The sequence below is a fragment of the Trinickia sp. genome (assembly GCF_051953405.1).
Classification (GTDB): domain Bacteria; phylum Pseudomonadota; class Gammaproteobacteria; order Burkholderiales; family Burkholderiaceae; genus Trinickia.
Genome location: NZ_JBQCIV010000112.1, coordinates 1 through 17,789, shown reverse-complemented (window position 1 = coordinate 17,789; position 17,789 = coordinate 1). Strand labels below are relative to the sequence as shown.

The window sequence follows — 17,789 nt, the reverse complement described above, 5'->3', positions numbered from 1 at the left end:
GGCGAAAAGAGATGACGATAAGCGTGGGCGAGGTACGCCCGCGCACATTCGCAACGCGGTGGGGAGCACGACAATGAGCGCACGTGAATCGGCCGACATGCGAGCGGTCGATTCGACGTGAATTCATGGTCGTGTGCGTCAATGGCGCCTGCACAAAATGAAAACAAGCGAGCGGGGATGCCGGCTGAATACTCGGCACGAAAGCGACTGCGCGCGATATCGACGCGCGAAGCGCATAAAAGAGCACGACGAGCGATTCAGCCGGTTTCGCAACACCACGCATCGCGACGGCGCCTAACGGGGAGGCGTGAAATGGACATCATCGAGTTGGCCCGCGAAGCGGGCTTACAGGTCCTGCTGGATGCGCGGATCGGCAGCCAAACCTATCACAGCGTGTCCGGCTCATTGCCGGCGCTGCAACGCTTCGTGGACGCCGTCGAGGCCGCCCTGCGCGAACGATCCCCGCATCCGCGCCATCCCCGCCCTAGACAACGCGCGAGGTCGGCGCACTATGCGGCGCCGACTCGGCTTCGTAAGCGCGCCGCGAACTGTCGCGACCCGCGCGAGCGCGCTGCTGAAATCGCGTCAACTCCTCCGGCGGAACCAACGCGCCACCGGTCGTCCAGATAACGTGCGTCGCGCTTGCCGTCGCTAATCGGTCGCGCCCCGTGTAGTCGCCGCCCGTAGCCGAATTCGTCACCCAAAGGGGGCCGCCGACCGCTGCCGCGGCCGAGGGCTCCAGGTCGATTCCAAGCGCGAGCTTGACCGCGAGCAGGTGCGCATACAGCGCTTCGTCCTCGACTGTAAAAACGCCCGAAAGCCGGCTTCTCATCAACGGGGCAACGAATTCCGACGCTTGGGCGACCGCTAGGCCGTCGGCTTCGGTGCGATTGTCGAGGCCGATGTCGTACACCGAGATCGGCTCATCGTCGCCGCTCGCCAACTGCACCAGCATGCAAGGCGAAGCGACGGGCTCGGCGAAGAAGCAGTGGACGTTGGACCCGAACACGGCCTTCAACCCGTATGCGATCCCGCCTGGCGCGCCGCCCACGCCGCACGGAACGTAGACGAACAGGGGATGTGCGTCGTCCACCTTGCGTCCCGCATGCTCGAGTTGGGCCGCCAATTCCAACGCGGCCGCCGCATAACCGAGAAACAGCAACGACGAACGCTCATCGTCGACGAAATGGCTATACGACGAGCCGGCGGCCGCTGCGCGCCCCGCTGCCACGGCGCGAGCGTAGTCGCCGACATGCTCGATCACACTGACCCCACGGGCGCGTAGGCGATCCTTCTTCCACTGCTTGGCATCGGCGGACATATGCACGACCGCTCGAAACCCCAGCGCCGCCGCCATTGTGCCGATGCTCAGGCCGAGATTGCCGGTACTGCCGACCGCGATTGTGTACCGCGCAAAGCACGCGCGCGCATCGGGCGAAGCCAGGGCGCGCCGATCCTCGGCCGCGCCCAGCAGGCCGTGTTCCTCGGCGATTCGCTCGGCAACGGCCAACACTTCGTGAAATCCGCCTCGCGCCTTGATCGATCCGGCAACCGGCAAACTGTCGTCGCGTTTGACGAACCATCGTCCCGACTCGGCTCCGAGGGCGCAAGCCAACGCATCCGCCGGATCGAGCGGCGATGCGATGGCGCCTTCGGCCTCGGCGAGTTCGGGAAACAGAACAGCCAGCAAAGGAGCGCAGCGCGCGAATCGGTCCTTCGCGGCCAGAATGTCGGCGAACGACGGCCCCTTCGCTGCGCGCGCCGTGCCGAGTTGCGGATTGAGCCAAAGCGTTGGCCGCTTTGCGATTAGGGAGGCTAATAGATCTCGCGGGATACGATCGGTCGTCATCGGTTGAAGCAACGTATGATAGAGCCTCGATATTAGGCCATCCCGGTCATACCCCAAAAGCGGCGATAACTAATGCCGCCATTAGATACGCTTATGGCATCACGACTCGATTCGTCCATCCTCGGCGCGCTGCGCTGCTTCGAAGCGGCCGGGCAATCGCTGAGTTTCACCCGAGCCGCCACCGCGCTGAGCCTGACGCAAAGCGCAGTGAGTCAACAAATCCGTCAGCTCGAAGCCCGCTTAGGCTATCCGGTGTTCGTGCGCCAGCCGCGAGGGCTCGCTTTGACGCCAAAAGGCGCTGCGCTGTACGAAGCCACTGCGAAAGCGTTCGCCGAACTGAATCGCACGCTGGCGCAGTTGAGCGAACCGGCCGCGACGGTGTTGAACGTCAGTTGCGCGCCTTCGTTCGCCTTGCAATGGTTGATGCCGCGCTTGGCCGATTTTCATCGCCTGCACCCGGATATCTCGGTTCGGCTCAAAGCCGAAACCGATGTCGTGGCCTCCTTCGAGACGACGCACGGCGGTGCGGATATCGCGATCGGCTACCTGCCTACCAGCGGCTTACCCTCGGATGCAACGATCTTGCTCGAGGAATACCTCGTTGCCGCCGCGACGCCCGAGTATCTTCGTGCGCACCCGCCGGCTTTGGACGCTCGCTGGCTTGAAAGCGTAAAGCTGTTGCATGACGTCGAGCCGTGGGCCGGGGCGCCGGAATTCGTCGAATGGCAGACTTGGCTGCGTTGCATGCTGCCCGATGGAGAGGTTGCGGCCGATAGCCCGCGCTTGAATTTCAATCTCTCTAGCTTGGCGATTGGCGCCGCGCTGAGCCATCAGGGCGTCGTGCTCGGGCGAACCGCACTGATCGACGACGAACTCTCGTCCGGCCGGCTCGTGGACATTTTTCAACGCCGTACCCGTGCTCCCGCGCAATACGTGCTGCTGTGCCGAGACCGAGGGAATTCTCGCGTCGACACTTTCGTTGCGTGGCTAGGCGAAGCCTGCGTGCGCTTCGAGCAAGCGCGCGCGGCGGCGCGGCCCTCAACCGAAGGCCGGCCCTAGGGGGCAGCAAGAGATTCGACGCACGATGCCGCTTTGGCCTGCGTGCGTCGACGGCCGAGTGGGTTTATCGATTCGCAGCGCCGGCGGGCATCGCCGAGTTCGAGCGACGCTTCGCGGCATGGCCGAGCCACATGACGACGAGCCAAACCGGCACGAGCCATACGGAGACGGAAAGACCCGGCGTGAACGCGAGGATGTCGAGGACCATCGCCATGAACGCGAGGCAAATCCAATTGGCGATCGGATACGCGAACGATTTGAACACGAGTGGCTGGCCCGCTGCGACCATCGCCTTGCGCGCCTTCAAATGCGTGAGGCTGATCAGCGCCCAATTGATGACGAGCGCGGCGACGACGAGCGCCATCAAGATGTCGAGGGCGCGCGCGGGAATCAAGTAATCGACGATCACGCAGGCGAACGTAGCGACCGCGGACAATCCGATGGCCACGTAAGGCACGCCGCGGCGATCGACCTTGAGCAGCGCACGCGGTGCATTGCCCTGTTCGGCCAGACCGTAGAGCATGCGGCTATTCGCATAGACGGAGCTGTTGTAGACGGATAGCGCCGCCGTCAGCACGACGACGTTCAGTACATTGGCGGTGAGCCCGGCGCCGATCTGCGAAAAGATCATGACGAACGGGCTTCCGCCTTGAGCCACTTCGTTCCATGGATGCAGCGCCAGCAGCACGACGAGCGAGCCGATATAGAAAATCAGAATGCGATAGAGCACTTGATTGACGGCCTTGGGAATCGTGCGGCCCGGATCGTCGGCTTCGGCCGCGGTGATCCCGATCAGTTCGAGCCCGCCGAACGAGAACATGATGACGGCGAGCGTCATGAACAGGCCGTTGAACCCGTGTGGAAAGAACCCGCCGTAACGCCACAGATTGGAAATCGAGGCCTGCGGACCGCCGCGCCCGCTTTCGAGCAAGTACGCGCCGAAAACGATCATGCCGACGACAGCCACGACCTTGATGATCGCGAACCAGAACTCGGTTTCTCCGTAGGCCTTGACGTTGGCGAGGTTGACGGCGTTGATGACGGCGAAGCAAACGAGCGCCGAGACCCAGGTAGGCACACCGGGCCACCAATAGTGGACGTAGGTGCCGACAGCCGTGAGTTCGGCCATACTGACGAGCACGTAGAGGACCCAGTAATTCCAGCCGGAGAGAAAGCCGGGGAAATCGCCCCAATACTTATAGGCAAAGTGGCTGAATGAACCGGCCACGGGTTCTTGTGCCACCATCTCGCCGAGTTGACGCATGATCATGAAGGCGACGAGGCCCCCGATCGCGTAACCGAGGATCATCGAAGGGCCGGCCGCCTTCAGCACGCTGGCCGATCCGAGAAACAACCCGGTGCCGATCGCGCCGCCGAGCGCGATCAATTGAATATGGCGATTTTTCAGCCCTCGCTGTAAGCCGTCATGCTCGGTGGGACGCGTCAAAACAAACCTCCTCTCCTGATGGGAACGATGTGCCGCCCAAGCGCCCGGCCGACTCATGATCGCCCGGGCAAAGCCCGCCATACTAGCTGGCCGAATCCGGCTCGCCAATTGCGGTCAACCCGCACTCGTTCCGCACGCGTTCCCTAGGGGCCGCGCATCGCGCTCGAACAGGCCCCACCGGCCGTCGACGATACCGCCTACGCTGCCGCCCATACGGCCGCCCTGCCCCTTATTCCTGTTCGTCGCGCTCGCCGTTTCGCAGGAGCAGCAGCGGAACCGTCGTGTCGTGCAGCAGCGATTCGGCCACGCTCCCCGCAAACAATCGGCGAATCCCGCTACGGCCGTGCGAATACATGACGACGAGATCGGCATCGTACTCGTCGATCGCGCGTGTCAGTACGGCCGCCAGGTTTTCGCCGTAAGCATCGATGGCGCGTACCGTGCCTTGCACACCGAACGGCGCGATGCGTTCCCGTGCTTCGGCGAGGACCGTGGTGGCGGTCTCGCTCGACGGATCGCGCACCTGCACGGGCTCGGCGAAGCCCGCGGCGACATCGACCACCTGCGTCGGGTGCTCGAGCACATACACGGCTTGCAACTGTGCATTCGACAATTGGGCGAGCCTCAGCGCTTCGTCGAGCGCGTGCCGCGCACCTTCGCTGCCATCCACCGGGACAAGAATTCGTTTGTACATGCGGCCCTCCTGGAGTTAAGCCGCCCGCGCGAGTGCATGGCGGCTTGCAAACCGTTCGCAGTCCAAAGCAGTATGCGAAGACGTACCGTGTCGATCGATGCAGTGGTCGAGATTACGAGTGCGCGGCCTCCGGCGTCGCCGACGCGCCAAGGATCCGTTCCGACAAGCCGGCGTCGTAACTCGAGTGAACGTGGACGCGCTTCTTATCGGGAAACGCGTACGAGTAAGCCTTGCGCAGCGCGAGCGACGCCTCGTGAAAACCCGACAAGATCAGCTTTTGCTTGTTCGAATAGGTGGCGATATCGCCGACCGCAAAGATACCGGGCACCGATGTTTCGTAGTACGAAGTATCGACAGCCACCCTGCCCGCACGAACGTCGAGGCCCCACTCGCCGATCGGCCCCAAATCCGCCACGAGTCCATACAGCGCGATGAGGTGATCCGCTTCGATGGCGATGTCGCCATCGAGGGTCTTGACGTCGATCGAGCGCATGACGCCATCGGGCGCATTGAGCGTGGCGATGGTGCCGATGACGAGGTCCATCTGACCCGCGGCGACGGCGTGCTTGACCTCCTGCACCGTGGCGTCCGCGGCGCGGAACGCATTGCGTCGATGCACGAGCGTCACGTGCTTCGCGTGTCCGCGCAGCGCGAGCGCCCAATCGAGGGCCGAATCGCCCCCGCCGGCCACGACCACCCGCTGATCGGCGAACATTGCCCGCTTGCGCACCGCATAGTGGACGCACCGCCCTTCGAGCGCCTGCGCCTCGGGCAACCCCACACGCTGAGGCATGAACGCGCCATTGCCGGCGGACAACAAGACAGCGGCGGCGTCGAACGCCTGGCCCCCGTCGGTCGTCACGCGCCATCGCTGCGTATCGACCAGTCGCTCGACGCGCATGACGCGCTGCCCCAGATGAATCGGCGGTGCAAACGGCTTGCACTGCTCCATGAGACGCTCGATCAATTGACGTGCGGTACAGACCGGTACGGCCGGGATATCGAAAATGGGCTTGTCGGGATACAGCTCGATGCACTGGCCGCCGACTTGCTCGAGCGCATCGACGATATGACACGACAAGCCGATCACGCCCGCTTCGAACGCTGCAAAAAGCCCTACCGGTCCCGCGCCGATGATGACGACGTCGGTGCGAAGCACCGGTGCGTCGATCGGTGCTGCTGCTTCATTCATGATCGCTACCTCGTTGATATCGACGATGTCGATGGCCTCGCTGAAGGCCGATGCATCGGATGTGCACGGAACCATGGGCCGCACGCACGCATAACGAGACAAAGTATAGGGAGAACCCCGATGCGACGCCGCAGTGGCCCGCCGACGAGTAGGGACAAGCGGCAGCGCGGGTTCGAGAATTCGAAGCCGCTATGAAAAAACCCCACGTTCCGGAAAACGTGGGGTTCGTCGGCATTGAAAGGGGCCGCATACGCGGCGCCTTTCGTGCGACTAGACCGATACCGCCGGCTTAGAAGCGGTGACGCAGGCCAACCGTTGCAACCTTTTGGTTGTCCGACGACGAGACGTTGCTTGCGAACACGCCGTTGTAGATCGATGCGCCGTTCAGGCTCGAATGCGCGTAGACCACTTGAGCGTAGACGTCCGTGCGCTTCGACAGCGCGTAATCGGCTTGCGCGCCGATTTGGTGAACACGCTCGCCAACGTTGACGCCCGTCACCGAACCACGGTTGTCCGTGAACGTGTATGCCACGCCGAGGCCGAGAGCCGGCGTCAGGTTGTACTTGGCGTTGACTTCGTAGTTGTCTTCGCGAACCGAGGCCAGAGCCGAGTTGTCCAGACGCGCTTGCGTCCACACTGCGCCAACTTGCGCCGGGCCGAACGCGTAGCTTGCGCCCACGCCGTACGTACGTTGACGGAAGCTGCCGATCGCAGCGGGAACGCCGCCGTTCGCCAGCGTAGCGATACCGTTCGCGCCGGCGCCGAAGTTCGAACCGTCGCTCGCGCCGCCGTTACCGGCCAGCGGGTTGTTCTGTTGAACGTAGGCAGCCGCCACGCGCAGACCTTGGAACTGATAAGCCGCGCCGAGGCTGTATTCGCGGTTCGTTGCGAACGCGCCAGCTTGATTCGAGAAGCCGTACGTTGCGCCGAACGTGAAGCCTGCGTAGTTCGCGCTCGTGAACTTGATCGAGTTGTTGACCGACGTGCCGCCGTTCGTGTTCAGGTTGTCCAGGTTGCCGTAGTGAGCGAACGACGTGCCGCCCCAGCTACCCGTTGCGCTCAGCGGAGCCAGGAAGTCTTGTTCGGCGTCATATTGCTTGCCGAGCGTCACGGTGCCGTAGTTGCTCGACAGGCCGACATACGATTGACGGTTGAACTGGCTGCCGCTGTTTGCGTAACGGCCGTTGTTCAGGTTGAAACCGCTTTCCAGGTTGAAGATTGCCTTCAGACCGTTGCCGAGATCTTCAGAACCGCGCAGGCCGAAGCGGCTTTGCTCGACGCCGCCCGACGTTTGTTGCCAGTTCGCCTTGCCAGCCGCGTTGGCGTTGCTCGTGTACGAGAGGCCCGCATCGATCACGCCATAGAGCGTAACGCTGCTTTGTGCATGGGCTGCGACTGCGAAAGAGGCGGAAACCGCTGCGACGACCAGGGTTTTTTTCATTTGGGAAGTCCCTTTTATAAAACTGGCTCACTGCCAGACTTCGGAATAGACGGATTGACCTCCGAGACCGCTTCTTGGCGCGGCAACGTAGTCAAAACGATTGACCCGTCCGATGAGGGGCGAGTCTACGTGTTGACCCTAGCTAGGGTATACGTGGATCACACAACACATTCTTGCTCAAAAAGAAATAATCAATCTGGGATAAACCCCTAGCTCATTGTTTTTGAACAGATTTGTTTTGTGATAGCGGGTGGCATGCGGCAACGCGAGGCGCAGTCGTTAAGCCCTTACAGAGTTGCTAAAGCGCAACGCTTTTAATATGGGCGTCACAGCCGTCCGTGAAAGCGAGAAGCGATATCGAGATAGGCGCGGGCCGTTGCGGACCATTGGGACCATTGCGGGCCGTTACGTCTGGGCTCCGAACAGTCGATAGCTGTCGCATACCGCCCGCTTTGGGGAAGCACGACGAAGACGGCGGGGCGAGCGGGATAAAAAGACGGCCCGTCGGCGAGAAGCCGAACGGGCCTAGGAGGGTTGGCCTCGAGATAGCCAAGGCCGACTATACCTAATCGAAATTCGCTCGGGGGCGTTTCGTAACGAACGGTAAGACATTTTTTCACCGCGGCCGGAACCCGGGGAGAGTCACCTTCTGAAGACACTGTTCTCGGGTCGAACGACCTTCTTCTCGACGGCCTGCAGGCGCCATACGCCGTCGGTCGACCCTACCTTGCCGGACGACCACTGCGCCCCACCCTGCGCTGCCGTCGGGCAGTCCCGATCGACATGCAAGCCACGCAACGTGCATAGCGGTTGCTCGGCCGTCGGTGCGCACAGCTTGGTCACGCCCTCCTCGTCACGTAGTTCCCCCCAGGGCGGGAGGTCGATCCCATCGTGCGACTCTCTGGACCATACCCGCTCATCGGTATCGAGCCAAAGCACGGCGTAATCATGATTGACGGTGGGATCGGAACCGTTAATCAAAATAGTCAGACGCATCTCCTATTCCCCCACGATGTTCGCCGAGACCTAAAGTCTATGCCGCGACGACTCGATTGCAAGGCCAGCCGATCGTCGTCGAATCGACATCGATCGGCAAAAAAAAGGGAAAGGTTCGCGTGCGCGCGTTCAGTGAACGCCGTAGCCTCGTGCTTGCATGCAGTCCCCGTACGCCTGCCAATAGGTGGTCATAGGCGGAGGAGGCGGCGGCAACGGCGGCAGATTGGTCGAAGCCGACGATGCGGCGGAGCCGAACGCGCTCGATGCCGGCGCCGGCGTTTGGGCGGTGTCCCCCGTTGCCGATGCAGCGTTCGGTCCACCGGGGCGCGCCGGCTGCGCCCCCTGCGCCGGCACCCCGCTGACGGCAGGCATGCTGCCGGCACCGGACGCCGTCATCGCACCCATCGACGTTCGGGACCCGCCGCTCGGCGTACCGCGCGCGCCGGGCAGCGGCGGCTCGCTGGCGCCCTTGCCCGCATCGGCGGCGAATGGGATCGGCTTCGTCCGCTGGGGACGCTGCGACAGGCGTGTCATGTTGACGCCGGTCTGTTGCTTGGCTTGCCAATAGCAATAGGCGCTATCGACGCCCTGAGCCGCCGCGCTTTGGCTGCGCAGCGGATAGACGGCCGGCTGCTGCGCGAGCGCTGCCGTCGCGGGTACAACCAGAAGTGCACTTACGATCAACGAAATCTTCATCGACTCTCGTTCCTTCCACGTCCGAATCGAACGGCTCCCGACAGACCACCAGCGGCATCTGCGAGAACCGCAACGCAGCGGTGGCGAATCGATTCAATCAACGAACGCCGGACTGCAGCTCACCCATCGTCAGCATAGAGGGCCCGGGAACCGTTGCGGCGAGAGAGTATCGGCATGATCGGCCATATCCCCCGCAATAAGGGACGGATTTGCTCCGCGCCAAAGAGTTTATGCGCATAAATTTCTTATTACTTTTATAGCGCGAAAAGTTTTCGGCAAACCCACAAAGACCCTTAGGAGAACTAACCCATTGCACACATGTCGCTGCCCCCCCCGGCCGAGCCGGGTTTTCACGCCGAGTCGACCCTGGGCGTCACGAAGCGAAAGGTCAAGTTGATTCGTTCTCCGCGCAAGCCGGACACTTTCGCTACGCGGTGCCGCCATTCGCGCTGAGTGCGTCCTCGCATGACCAGCAAGCTGCCGTTCGTCAGTTCATAGGCGCACAACTGACCGGTCGCGTTATGTCGAAGATCGAACCGCCGCGATGCGCCAAGGCTCACCGAGGCGATGATCGGCTCGGATCCGAGTTCCGGTTCGCGATCGGCATGCCAGCCCATACTGTCCTCGCCGCTGCGATACCGATTCAGCAGGACGCTGTTAAAGCGCGTCCTACACGTCGATTCGGCGAGCGAACGCAGGGCCTTAACCGTCGGCGTCCATGCAAGCGGCTCGTTGCGTATCCCCGAGTAGACGTAGACCGCGCCCGGATCGCCCTGCCAGGCGGTGAGGCGCGGCAACGGCTTGATGCCGCCCGGTGTACCGATGACATCCTGCTTCCACTGCACTTCATCCAGCAGCGCGGTCAAAGCGATAGACGCCTCGTCGGGCGACAACCAATGCGGATACCAGTCGACATCGACTTGCGGCACCCCGCCGAACATATCTTTCATCATCCGATCGACACCTTCCAACCCTTTCAACGCCTTGCCTTCACCGGCGTGGACCGCCGGTTTTTCGGCATGGATACTATCGCGCAAAGGCGAGGCCGCACCATGGCACTTCTTGCTCGGTCATCGAGCTTAACCCCGAGCGCCGTCGAAGGCGCCGGTGCAAGCAGGCGATCGAGTCGCTATCATTGACGCCTTTCGAACTCTAGGCCTTGCGCCGCCACTTGGTCGATCATGCCACTTTCCGACGACGCTCTCGATCAGCTCTTTCGCGAAGCACGCACCCACAATGCCTGGCTGCCCAAGCCTGTCGACGATGCGCTGCTTCGGCACGTGTTTGCATTAGCCGTCATGGGCCCGACCTCGGCCAATTCGAGCCCGGGCCGCTTCGTCTTCGTCAAGACGGCCGAAGCCAAGGCAAAACTGAAGCCGGCGCTCGCCCCCGGCAATGTCGACAAGACGATGGCCGCTCCGGTCACCGTGATCGTCGGCATGGATCTCGCCTTCTACGAACAGTTGCCGAAACTGTTTCCGCAGGCGGATGCGCGTAGCTGGTTCGCGGGCAACGAGGAAGCGATTCGCTCGACGGCGCAGCGCAATTCATCGCTACAGGGGGCATATTTGATCATGGCGGCCCGCGCATTGGGCTTGGACGCGGGCCCGATGTCGGGCTTCGACTCGGCGAAGGTGGACGAGGCATTTTTCGCCGGAACGACGATCAAATCGAACTTCCTAATCAATCTCGGATACGGCGATCGTTCCAAGCTGCATGCCCGCAATCCGCGACTGTCGTTCGAAGAGGCGGCTCGCATCGCGTAAAACGAGGCGGCGTGCCGCCGGCGAACGCGCGCACGCGCCGGCCGCGCCTGGGCGGTTCGCGCGGACGGCCGCAACCGCTTTGTATGTCGACGGTTAGGTCAGCAGGGCGAGATAGAACACGGCGGCACCGATCAGCGCACCGACGAAGCAAAAGCCTTCGTTCTTGCCGTCGCCGTCCGTGCGCAGCCATGCGCCCACCACGCCGAACAGCCCAGCGATGCCAAGTGCCACGAACACCATGACGACGTCGAACAGCGCGCTGCGGCTAAGTTCGAGCCAGTCGAGGCGGCGCACGATGTAGTACAGGGCAAGTGCCATGAGCGAAAGGCCGACAAGCGGCAGCATGACGTGACTGCCCTCGTAGCCGAGGCGATGAGCACGATGCGGCCCGTGGTGGCCCCATTTGACGGTTTTCATCATTCGCCCCCCCATTCTCTTCGGGAACGCCGAATGGCGCGGTTCCCGCTGTGGACATTCGTAGCTTAGATCGATTTCACAACATGGGAAACCACCGTTAACCCGCCTCTGGCGCCGCGCCCCGGGCCATCCGGCACGGTTCTTGGCCCCTCGGTACAATGCGTTCGTGCCGCCGCCTTGCGCGGCATCCATTTGCCGCGAAGTCGGCCCCTTTCCCGTTCGCTATGCGTCGATCTTCTTTCTTTACGCGCGCCATTGTCATCGGCGTGCTCATGCACTTGTATGTCGGTCTGCGAATCATCCCCGAGTTGCCGATCGGTATTCCGGCCAAGCTCGCCGCTGCCTGCTTGCTGGCGGCGTCGTGCTGCTTGATTCCGCTCGGCATGCTCGCCCGAACGTTCGAACGCCAGCCGCACGCCGATCGCATCGCGTGGGTTGGCTTGATGACGATGGGATGGTTCTCGTCGCTGCTCGTTTTTACGTTCCTGCGCGATATCGTGCTGGCGTCGGCGCTGACGATCGATGCGCTCTGGGGTCATGCGCTTTCGCTCGACCGATGGCGAGTCGATACGGCCGTGGGTGTGCCCGCGCTCGCCGTGCTCTCTACGGCGATCGGCTTCATCAACGCCCGCCGACGGGCCAAAGTCGTATCGATCGATGTGCCGATCGAAGGATTGCCCGCCTCCCTCGACGGCTTGACCATCGTCCAAATCAGCGACATCCACGTCGGGCCGACGATCAAGGCGCGCTATGTCGATGCGATCGTCGATGCCGTTAACCGTTTGCAACCGGATTTGATCGCCGTGACGGGCGATGTGGTGGACGGCAGCGTCGAGCAGTTGTCCAGCCACACGGAACCGCTCGGGCGCCTTGCGGCCCGCTACGGTACCTATCTCGTCACCGGCAATCACGAGTACTACTCCGGCGCGGCGCAATGGATCGCCGAGTTCCAACGACTTGGGTTGCGCGTTCTGTTGAACGAGCACGTCGTGCTCGAACACAAAGGCGCGTCATTCATCCTAGCGGGCGTGACCGATTACACGGCGGGCCATTTCGACGATGCCCATCGCAGCGATCCCATGGCCGCATTGGCGAATGCGCCCGACGACGTCCGCATCAAGGTATTGCTCGCGCACCAACCGCGGACGGCCCTCGCCGCCGCCGAAGCGGGTTATACGCTTCAGTTGTCGGGGCATACCCACGGCGGCCAATTCTTCCCGTGGAATTTCTTCGTGCGCTTACAGCAGCCGTTCACCGCGGGGCTGGCCAAGCTCGATGCGCTGTGGATCTACACGAGCCGCGGGACCGGCTATTGGGGGCCGCCGAAACGACTGGGCGCGCCGTCCGAAATCACGCGCTTGCGACTCGTTGCCGCGACGTCGAGCTGACAGCCGACACCTTCGAGCCTAGGGCCTGGGCACCGAGCGAATGTCCCCGATTTCGCTGCCGGCGTCGCCGCTGGCGTGACTGCCATAGGTCGGCGGCACGCCGCCCGCGTCGTAGGGACGCACCTTCCGCTCGCGCACGGCATGCGGCCCGCTGGGGGGCGAGTCCACCGCATCGCCGAACCGAGCGTGCACGAACGCACGCAAGAGCGCGATGCGAGGATGGTCGGCGTCGCCCTCGCACGGATCGTTCGCGCGAAATCGCACCCAGCAATGTGCGCCCCGCTCACTGCGCAGCCACCTGAGTTCGTCGGCCCGCTCCAAGATCTCGACCGCATCGGCCCAATCGACGGACGGCGAAAACGGTTGAGCCAGCTTACGCAACGCGCCGTGCGCCAACGTGACGACGACATTCGGTTCGACTTGGACAAACGCGATTTCCTCGTCATCGTCGACCAATGCGCGCGCACACCAATAATCGAGTGCGCCGCCCTCCAGTTCGCTCGTCTTCACGGTAGCTGTCCTCCCTTATGAGCCGACGCCCGGCGACTTCGCCTGATGGGCCGGTAAACCGATGCGCGCGACAAGCGGATAGTGATCGGATGCGCGTCGCGCGAGCGTACTGCGATGGACATCGACGTCGATCAGATATTCGCCGGGGTGCATCCATATCCGATCGAGCGCAAAAATTGGGCAAATTGTCGGAAACGTGCGAGGCGCGGGCGCTCGCCGAAAATGCGAGACGAGCGCCCGCAACGCGCGCCCGCGTACGAACCACTCGTTAATGTCGCCGAGCAGAATGACGGGCAGCTCGCTATTGTCGAAGGCCGCCAGCAGCGTGCGCACCTGCGTACTGCGCTCGGTGGCGGATAGCCCCAGATGCGTCGCCACGACACGAATCAAATGTCCGGCGCACTCGATATCGGCATCGAGCGCACCGCGCGGTTCACGGCGGTGAAACGATAAATCGAGGGTGCGCGCCATGCGCACCGGCAGCCTGGACAAGACAGCGTTGCCGTACCGGCGTTTCGGCGTATCGAGCGTCGGACCTTCCACGGCCGTCATGCCGGTCGCCTCGCGAAGCTGCGATAGGACATCGGGCGTGTCGGACCCGCCGAGCGGCACCTCTTGCAAGGCGATAATGTCGGCATCGACCTCCTCGATGACTTGCGCAATACGCGCGACCATCTGCCGCTTCGACTGCGCGGTCCATGCCGGCAAGCCGCCGTGAATGTTGTAGGTCGCGATTTTCAATTCGCAGGCGCCGCCGCGCGGGGCGCGGGGCTCGCTCGCCGCCCCGCCGACATCGGGCGCCGCGTCTAGCGGCGTATCGCGGCGTTCGTAGCGTTCGTAGCGTTCGTTTAGGCCCGTATTCATTTGCGCCGCCCGAGCCAGCGTTGTAGCAAAACGGAGATGCCGACCAGCGCCGAACCGATTGCCGCCATCGTGGCGACCGAACCGAGATCCGGGTGGCGGATCGCGTTCACCAACTGATGGGCAAACGTGACTGTCAGCAAAATGCCCGGCGCCATACCGAGGACCGAACCGATCATGAAATCGCGCAAACGGATGTGCGACGCGCCGGCAACGAGATTGACGATCGTAAACGGCGCGATCGGCAGCAGTCGCAAAACGATGACCGTGACGATTCCACGCTCGCCAAGACGCTCGCTGAGTCGATTCGCGCGTGTGCCGGCCAGGCGTCGCACGACATCCCGCCCGAGCGCGACACCGAGACCGTACGTAGCAGCTGCCGATAGCATCGTTCCTCCGAGCGCGTAGCCGATCCCCGGCCACGCCCCGAAGACCAACCCGGTCGCGGCAATCAGCAGCGTAATCGGCACGGAAACGACTGCGGCGGCGACGTATCCGGTCAGCACGATCAACGGCGCCAAGGGCAACGCGTCGATTCGCCTGATTAGCGTCGCGAGTTCCGCCAGATTCAGATGGTGGCCGATCGCCGTGAACTGCCACACCGCCGCCAAGGTGGCCAGGGCGAGTACCAGTCCGCCCAACACGAAAAAGCGCGTCGTGAGCGACCGCCGCCGGCCCTGGGGGATGAACTCGTTCACGAGTGCATCCGGCGCGATCGGCTGCTCCGGATCCAGCCACGCATTGAGCGGCACCAGTGCATCGAGATCGGCCGTCACGGCCGGTGTGAACGGCTGCAACGTTCGCCCTCGCGGGCGCACCAACGTCCCGATGGCCGCGTTCAAACGGGGCTCGCGCGCCAACGCGTTCGCGATGTCGGATTCCGCCACGTCCAAATGCTCGGCGAGCAACCGATTGCGCCAGTGCGCGATGGCCTCGCGTATGCGCGCATCGCCATTGGCATCGATCGTGACGTTGCATTCCGTATCGAGCACCATCGACCGATTGTTCAGATTCGCACTGCCTACCGACAGCAGCGTGTCGTCGACGATCATGACTTTGCTGTGCACGTTGACGCATCCTTGTCCGAGACCGTCGACGTGCGGGCAATACATACCAAAGCGCCCCCGCTTGTCCGCATCGACGAGAGCGCGATGGAGGCGCGCACGCAGCACGCCCATTGTCGCTTCTTGCAGCCATCCGCTTTGCACGCGCGGGACAACGACCGCCACATCGGGCCCGTCGTCCTGCGCAAGACGTTGCTCTAGCGCCTCCCGCGCGACAGCGGCAGTGAAATACTGATTCTCGATGTAGATATTGCGGCGCGCGGATCCGATCGCATCGTCAATCAGCGTGCGAATATCTTGAACCGGCTCCCGCGAGCGGTAAGGGGGCTCGGTCACCGAGATGCCTAGCATCAGGTTGCTCAATTGCACGGGCACGTTGGGCGGCCAAGGGTCGGCGTCCCGGTCGACAGCCCGATGCGCGCGCAATGCGATCCGTTTGCCGCACGAGCGATGCCACCGCTCGCGGGCGAGCACGCCGATCGCGGCCGCGGCGTCGCCGTCGAACATCGCTTGGACATCGTGAAACGGCCCGTATCGCAACCCGTTGGCGTCGCGACGCCGCGCATCGTCCGGCGCATGCGCGGGCGTATCCCAACGGGACCGCGTCAGATCCAATCCACCGACGAATGCGAGGCGATCGTCGATCGTCACCATTTTTTGATGGTGAGACGCGCCGCGCGGATGCCTGCCGTCTTGGCGAAACACAATGCCGCGCTGCGAACGCCAGCCCGTTTGATAGACGGGCATCCACTCGCGTTCGAACGCGTAGATCATGGCGAAATCCCATGCGAGGATGTAAATGCGCAACCGTCGACGCCTCGACGACAGCGTTTGCAGAAAATCGCCCAACGCCGCGGGGAGCCCATCGCCGGCGCCGCCGGGCACGAGTTGCATGCGGCTGTCGATGTCCCAGCCGACGATAAAAATCGTGCGCTCGGCACGAGCGAGCGCTTCGCGCAGCACCGAAAAGTAGGCACTGCCGTCGATGAGGAGCGCAAAACGATCCGCATGCGCGATCGACCGACAATTGCGGCCGACCTCGAGGATGCCGTGCCGAAGCTCAGCCGATTGCGATTCGTCGCTCGGCCCAATCGTGCCTACGTCGACGTTTGCATAAGCGGCGCCCGTCATCGTTGGATGCACTCGTCAAGTCGACGTCAAATGATCGGCACCCCGCCCGTCACTGCAACGGTAGCGCCGGAGACATAGCTCGCCTCGTTGCTGGCGAGCATGACGTACACAGGCGCTAGCTCGGCTGGTTGGCCCGGGCGCTTCATCGGTGTCTGCTTACCGAATTCCTTGACGTTCTCGGCTGGGAGGGTCGCTGGAATGAGCGGGGTCCAAATCGGGCCCGGCGCCACGCAGTTGGCGCGAATGCCGCGCTCGGCCAGCAATTGCGCGAGCCCGCCGGTGAAGTTTTGAATCGCCCCTTTGGTCGTCGCGTACGGAAGCAGCGTCGGGCGGGGCTTATCGGCATTGACCGATGTGGTGTTGACGATCGCGCTGCCTGCTTTCATATGCGGCAACGCTGCCTTGACCAGCCGAAACATGGCGCCGATGTTGATATCGAACGTCCGATCCCACTCATCGTCGGAGATCTCTTCGACCGATTCGTAGTTCATCTGATGCGCCGCGTTGTTGACGAGGATGTCGATGCGTCCGAACGCGTCCACCGCCCGGTCCACAATTTCGCGCGCTTGCGCGCGTTGCGCCAGGTCCCCGGCGACGAGCACCGCCCGCCTGCCCGCTTGTTCGACCCAGCGCGCGGTTTCGCGGGCGTCTTCGTGCTCGTTGAAATAGGCAATGACGACATCGGCGCCTTCGCGCGCGAAAGCAATCGCGACCGCTCGGCCGATACCGCTATCGGCCCCGGTGATGACCGCGGCCTTGCCGGACAGTCGCCCGTGTCCCTCGTAGCTCTGTTCGCCATGATCGGGCTGTGGCGACATTGGCGCGGTTTTGCCCGGGACCTGCTCCTGCTGCTGCTCCGGCATGGGCGGGGGCGGTCTGCTGGTCATTCTCGGCTCCTCGAAGGGAAACGCCGCAAACGTAACGGCAACGAGGAACGACGAGCAACGGGCATGCCCTGTCATGGGCATCGGTAAGGAACCGATGGGTGCTTATTGGCGGTAGTGGTTGTAGCTATGTCCCCGGGGACTGCTAATTGGCGGTGGTGGTTGTAGCTATGTCCCCCGGGGACTGCTAATTGGCGGTGGTGGTTGTAGCCGCTGGGGTGTCGGGGCTTGCTTCCGTCGAACGGCCTTTTACTCCTCCAGCAAGCCCCGACCCCATCGGCGAAACGCGCGGTGGCCCCGAGTAAAAGCGTGGCGGTGAACGACCGCTGGTTTTCTTAGGCGTGTGAACGGCTTTTCGGGCGGTGGGGTGGGCGGGCCCTTGCCGGAGTAAAAG

The 17,789-nt window shown here is 63.1% G+C and carries 16 protein-coding genes; 3 read left to right on the top strand and 13 right to left on the bottom strand.

Annotation, left to right across the window (positions count from 1 at the left end):
* Positions 1-484 precede the first annotated feature (484 nt).
* The gene (locus tag ACTHN9_RS19245; protein ID WP_440538366.1) at positions 485-1,849 is read right to left on the bottom strand and encodes a D-serine ammonia-lyase; all 1,365 of its coding nucleotides are present in this window, start codon (positions 1,847-1,849) and stop codon (positions 485-487) included.
* A gap of 93 nt (positions 1,850-1,942) precedes the next feature.
* On the opposite strand from ACTHN9_RS19245, the gene ACTHN9_RS19240 reads away from it, so the two are divergent.
* Positions 1,943-2,908, top strand: a complete 966-nt coding sequence (locus tag ACTHN9_RS19240) for a LysR family transcriptional regulator (protein ID WP_440538365.1) — start codon at positions 1,943-1,945, stop codon at positions 2,906-2,908.
* 64 nt (positions 2,909-2,972) lie between these two features.
* Here ACTHN9_RS19240 and ACTHN9_RS19235 read toward each other — a convergent pair whose 3' ends face one another.
* The 7 genes from ACTHN9_RS19235 to ACTHN9_RS19205 form a co-directional block, all read right to left on the bottom strand.
* Positions 2,973-4,355, bottom strand: a complete 1,383-nt coding sequence (locus ACTHN9_RS19235; protein WP_440538364.1) for an amino acid permease — start codon at positions 4,353-4,355, stop codon at positions 2,973-2,975.
* Between the two features lie 229 nt (positions 4,356-4,584).
* A complete protein-coding gene (locus tag ACTHN9_RS19230; protein WP_440538363.1) occupies positions 4,585-5,049 on the bottom strand; it encodes a universal stress protein in 465 nt (154 codons plus the stop codon).
* Between the two features lie 112 nt (positions 5,050-5,161).
* Entirely contained in the window at positions 5,162-6,241 is a 1,080-nt protein-coding gene (locus ACTHN9_RS19225) for an NAD(P)/FAD-dependent oxidoreductase (RefSeq protein WP_440538362.1), read from the bottom strand.
* Between the two features lie 289 nt (positions 6,242-6,530).
* Positions 6,531-7,682 carry a porin gene (locus ACTHN9_RS19220; RefSeq protein WP_440538361.1) on the bottom strand — a complete coding sequence of 384 codons (1,152 nt, stop codon included), beginning with the start codon at positions 7,680-7,682 and terminating at the stop codon, positions 6,531-6,533.
* Positions 7,683-8,324: 642 nt separating this feature from the next.
* Positions 8,325-8,678, bottom strand: coding sequence for a DUF3564 domain-containing protein (locus ACTHN9_RS19215; protein ID WP_440538360.1), 354 nt, complete (start codon positions 8,676-8,678; stop codon positions 8,325-8,327).
* Between the two features lie 129 nt (positions 8,679-8,807).
* Positions 8,808-9,374, bottom strand: coding sequence for a hypothetical protein (locus ACTHN9_RS19210; RefSeq protein WP_440538359.1), 567 nt, complete (start codon positions 9,372-9,374; stop codon positions 8,808-8,810).
* A gap of 350 nt (positions 9,375-9,724) precedes the next feature.
* On the bottom strand, positions 9,725-10,324 hold the full coding sequence (locus tag ACTHN9_RS19205; protein ID WP_440538376.1) for an alpha-ketoglutarate-dependent dioxygenase AlkB family protein: 600 nt from the start codon (positions 10,322-10,324) through the stop codon (positions 9,725-9,727).
* Positions 10,325-10,555: 231 nt separating this feature from the next.
* Between ACTHN9_RS19205 and ACTHN9_RS19200 the strand changes: the two genes are divergently transcribed.
* Positions 10,556-11,140, top strand: coding sequence for a malonic semialdehyde reductase (locus ACTHN9_RS19200; RefSeq protein WP_440538358.1), 585 nt, complete (start codon positions 10,556-10,558; stop codon positions 11,138-11,140).
* Positions 11,141-11,233: 93 nt separating this feature from the next.
* Here ACTHN9_RS19200 and ACTHN9_RS19195 read toward each other — a convergent pair whose 3' ends face one another.
* The gene (locus ACTHN9_RS19195) at positions 11,234-11,557 is read right to left on the bottom strand and encodes a hypothetical protein (RefSeq protein ID WP_440538375.1); all 324 of its coding nucleotides are present in this window, start codon (positions 11,555-11,557) and stop codon (positions 11,234-11,236) included.
* 224 nt (positions 11,558-11,781) lie between these two features.
* Between ACTHN9_RS19195 and ACTHN9_RS19190 the strand changes: the two genes are divergently transcribed.
* Complete coding sequence (locus ACTHN9_RS19190) at positions 11,782-12,945, top strand: metallophosphoesterase (protein WP_440538357.1); 1,164 nt, start codon at positions 11,782-11,784, stop codon at positions 12,943-12,945.
* Between the two features lie 18 nt (positions 12,946-12,963).
* On the opposite strand, the gene ACTHN9_RS19185 is transcribed toward ACTHN9_RS19190, so the two are convergent.
* The 4 genes from ACTHN9_RS19185 to ACTHN9_RS19170 are packed head-to-tail and all read right to left on the bottom strand — an operon-like array spanning position 12,964 to position 17,398.
* A complete protein-coding gene (locus ACTHN9_RS19185) occupies positions 12,964-13,455 on the bottom strand; it encodes a phage protein NinX family protein (protein ID WP_440538356.1) in 492 nt (163 codons plus the stop codon).
* Positions 13,456-13,470: 15 nt separating this feature from the next.
* Entirely contained in the window at positions 13,471-14,319 is an 849-nt protein-coding gene (locus ACTHN9_RS19180) for an endonuclease/exonuclease/phosphatase family protein (RefSeq protein ID WP_440538355.1), read from the bottom strand.
* A complete protein-coding gene (locus ACTHN9_RS19175; protein ID WP_440538354.1) occupies positions 14,316-16,511 on the bottom strand; it encodes a VTT domain-containing protein in 2,196 nt (731 codons plus the stop codon). The genes ACTHN9_RS19180 and ACTHN9_RS19175 overlap by 4 nt, the downstream gene beginning before the upstream one ends.
* A gap of 26 nt (positions 16,512-16,537) precedes the next feature.
* Positions 16,538-17,398: a glucose 1-dehydrogenase gene (locus ACTHN9_RS19170; RefSeq protein ID WP_440538353.1), complete on the bottom strand. Its 861-nt coding sequence runs from the start codon at positions 17,396-17,398 to the stop codon at positions 16,538-16,540.
* Positions 17,399-17,789: the final 391 nt, after the last annotated feature.

Bases quoted from the DNA above. Each gene is read 5' to 3' on its own strand.
- ACTHN9_RS19245 (WP_440538366.1), bottom strand. From the start codon at position 1,849: ATGACGACCGATCGTATCCCGCGAGATCTATTAGCCTCCCTAATCGCA.
- ACTHN9_RS19240 (WP_440538365.1), top strand. From the start codon at position 1,943: ATGGCATCACGACTCGATTCGTCCATCCTCGGCGCGCTGCGCTGCTTC.
- ACTHN9_RS19230 (WP_440538363.1), bottom strand. From the start codon at position 5,049: ATGTACAAACGAATTCTTGTCCCGGTGGATGGCAGCGAAGGTGCGCGG.
- ACTHN9_RS19225 (WP_440538362.1), bottom strand. From the start codon at position 6,241: ATGAATGAAGCAGCAGCACCGATCGACGCACCGGTGCTTCGCACCGAC.
- ACTHN9_RS19220 (WP_440538361.1), bottom strand. From the start codon at position 7,682: ATGAAAAAAACCCTGGTCGTCGCAGCGGTTTCCGCCTCTTTCGCAGTC.
- ACTHN9_RS19215 (WP_440538360.1), bottom strand. From the start codon at position 8,678: ATGCGTCTGACTATTTTGATTAACGGTTCCGATCCCACCGTCAATCAT.
- ACTHN9_RS19210 (WP_440538359.1), bottom strand. From the start codon at position 9,374: ATGAAGATTTCGTTGATCGTAAGTGCACTTCTGGTTGTACCCGCGACG.
- ACTHN9_RS19205 (WP_440538376.1), bottom strand. From the start codon at position 10,324: ATGAAAGATATGTTCGGCGGGGTGCCGCAAGTCGATGTCGACTGGTAT.
- ACTHN9_RS19200 (WP_440538358.1), top strand. From the start codon at position 10,556: ATGCCACTTTCCGACGACGCTCTCGATCAGCTCTTTCGCGAAGCACGC.
- ACTHN9_RS19195 (WP_440538375.1), bottom strand. From the start codon at position 11,557: ATGAAAACCGTCAAATGGGGCCACCACGGGCCGCATCGTGCTCATCGC.
- ACTHN9_RS19190 (WP_440538357.1), top strand. From the start codon at position 11,782: ATGCGTCGATCTTCTTTCTTTACGCGCGCCATTGTCATCGGCGTGCTC.
- ACTHN9_RS19180 (WP_440538355.1), bottom strand. From the start codon at position 14,319: ATGAATACGGGCCTAAACGAACGCTACGAACGCTACGAACGCCGCGAT.
- ACTHN9_RS19175 (WP_440538354.1), bottom strand. From the start codon at position 16,511: ATGACGGGCGCCGCTTATGCAAACGTCGACGTAGGCACGATTGGGCCG.
- ACTHN9_RS19170 (WP_440538353.1), bottom strand. From the start codon at position 17,398: ATGACCAGCAGACCGCCCCCGCCCATGCCGGAGCAGCAGCAGGAGCAG.